General features: G+C 54.0%; 1 protein-coding gene. It reads right to left on the reverse strand.

The window, feature by feature from the left end; translation table 11 throughout:
- Positions 1-2,654 (reverse strand): cadherin domain-containing protein (locus Q8W22_RS16530; RefSeq protein ID WP_305453095.1); only part of this gene is annotated, 2,654 nt, incomplete at both ends.

Here is a 2,654-nt window from a genome sequence, read left to right on the forward strand (position 1 = left end):
CACAGGTTACTGCTGGCGCTGGTGATATCGGCCTCAGTGGTCACGGCCACTGTATCGCTCACCAAATACACCGTACCTGCTTCATTGCTTTGTAATGTGACCAACTCCCCTGCTTCATAGGTGCTATCTATCACCGGTGTACCATCGGCATTAAACGCCTGTACAAAGATCGACTCATCACCGTCGCTATCGATCCCGTACCAGGTCACCACATAGGCGCCAGCGCTGCCCACCGCAGTGATTTGGGGACTTTCGTCATCACCGTTGGTCTTACCCAGCGCTTCCAGCTGTACTGTGTCACCGTTGAAAGAACCATCGGCGTTAAACGCCTGCACAAAGATCGAATCATCACCGTCACTATCGGCCCCGTACCAGGTCACCACATAGGCACCAGCACTGCCCACGGCGGTGACTTGAGGAAAATAGTCATCACCAGTGGTATTACCCGGCGCTTCCAGCTGTACTGTGTCACCGTTGAAGGAACCATTGGCGTTAAAGGCTTGCACAAAGATCGAATAGTCACCGTCGCTATCCTCACCGTACCAGGTCACCACATAGTCGCCATCAGTGCCCACCGCGGTGATTTGGGGATTTCTGTCTTGACCTGCCGTATTACCCAGCGCTTCCAGCTGTACCATGGTGCCGTTGAAGGAGCCATCGGCTTTAAACGCCTGCACAAAGATCGACCTATCACCGCCGCTAACTCCCTGCCAGGTCACCACATAGGCGCCATCAGTGCCCACCGCGGTGATTTGAGGAAAATAGTCAGCACCAGTGGTATGACCCGGCGCTTCCAGCTGTACCATGTCACCGTTGAAGGAGCCATCGACATCAAACGCCTGCACAAAGATTGAAAAATCACCGTCGCTATCGTACCCCTGCCAGGTCACCACATAGGCGCCATCAGTGCCCACAGCGGTAATTTGAGGCAGATAGTCACCACTGGTGGTCTCACCCAGTGCTTCCAACTGTACCGCGGCACTGCTTAAGGAACCATCGGCGTTAAATGCTTGTACAAAGATTGAATCATCATCGTCGCTATCCCTTCCGTACCAGGTCACCACATAGTCGCCATCAGTGCCCACCGCAGTGATTTGTGGATCATAGTCATGACCAGTGGTGTTACCCAGCGCTTCCAACTGTATCGTGGCACCGTTGACGGAACCATCGGCTTTAAACGCCTGCACAAAGACCGAATAGTCACCGTCGCTATCCCTTCCGTACCAGGTCACCACATAGGCGCCATCGCTGCCTACCTCAGTGATCTGGGAGCTATGGTTGGCATTACCCGGCGCTTCCAGTTGTACCGTGGTGCCGTTCAAGGAGCCATCGGCATTAAACGCCTGCACAAAGATCGAATAGCCACTGCCGCTGTATCCATACCAGGCCACCACATACGCACCATCGCTGCCCACGGCGGTGATTTGAGGGGCATAGTCACTATTGCTGGTATTACCCAGTGCTTCCAGCTGTACTGTCGCGGGTGATATCACAATACTGGCTTCTGGGGCGGTATCATCCAGATCGTTCACATCGAGGGTAACCGCTTGGTCGGTATGGTTACCGGCGCCATCGGTAGCGGTAACGATGAATGAGTAACTGAATTTGGTTTCGTAGTCGGCATCGGCTTTTAGCGTCACTTCGCCAGTGCTCGCACTGATCTCGAAATACGCCTCATCAGCGCCACCAAGGCTAAACGTTACTCCATCGGAGATATCTGCGGAATCATCGGCCGCCGCGGTATACACCACCTGCCCGGCACCAGAGTTTTCATCGATTGCAGTAGCCGTCGCACCAGACGTAATCGTCGGTGCCACTTCATCGAGGTTGTTTACATCGAGTGTAACCAGTTGATCGGTATGGTTACCGGCTCCGTCGGTAGCGGTGACAGTAAAGCTGTAGCTGGACTTGGTCTCGTAATCGGCATCAGCCAATAACGTCACTTCGCCGGTGGCTGAATTAATGCTGAACAGCCCTGCATCGGCTCCCGAGAGGCTATAAACCGCCGTCGCATCATCCGTCGCCGCGGTGTAAATCACCGTGTTTTCACCGGAGTTTTCGTCAATGGCGGTCGCTGTTGAACCAGATGTAAATGCCGGTGCCACTTCATCCAGATCATTCACATCCAGCGTCACGGCTTGGCTATTTTGTGAACCCGCGCCGTCGGTGGCTGTAACAGTAAAGCTGTAGCTGGATTTGGTCTCATAGTCCGCATCGGCCAATAAGGTAACGTCACCTGTGGCTGAGTTGATGCTGAACAGTGACGCATCTGTACCAGACAGGCTGAAACTCACGCCATCAGAAATATCTGCAGAGTCATCCGCAGTGGCGGTATAAATCACACTACCCGCACCGCTGTTTTCATCGATCGCAGTGGCGATAGCGCCAGAAGTAATCGTCGGTGCGACTTCATCCAGGTTATTGACCGCCAGCGTCACGGTTTGGTCTGTGTGGTTACCGGCCCCATCGGTGGCGGTGACGATAAAGCTGTAGCTTGGTTTGGTCTCGTAATCGGCATCAGCCAATAACGTCACTTCGCCGGTGGCTGAATTAATGCTGAACAGCCCTGCATCATCCCCCGAGAGGCTATAAACCGCCGTCGCATCATCCGTCGCTGCGGTGTAAATCACCGTGTTTTCACCGGAGTTTTCGTC

Origin of the sequence: Oceanobacter sp. 1_MG-2023, assembly GCF_030689025.1 — a bacterium.
Classification (GTDB): domain Bacteria; phylum Pseudomonadota; class Gammaproteobacteria; order Pseudomonadales; family Oceanobacteraceae; genus Oceanobacter.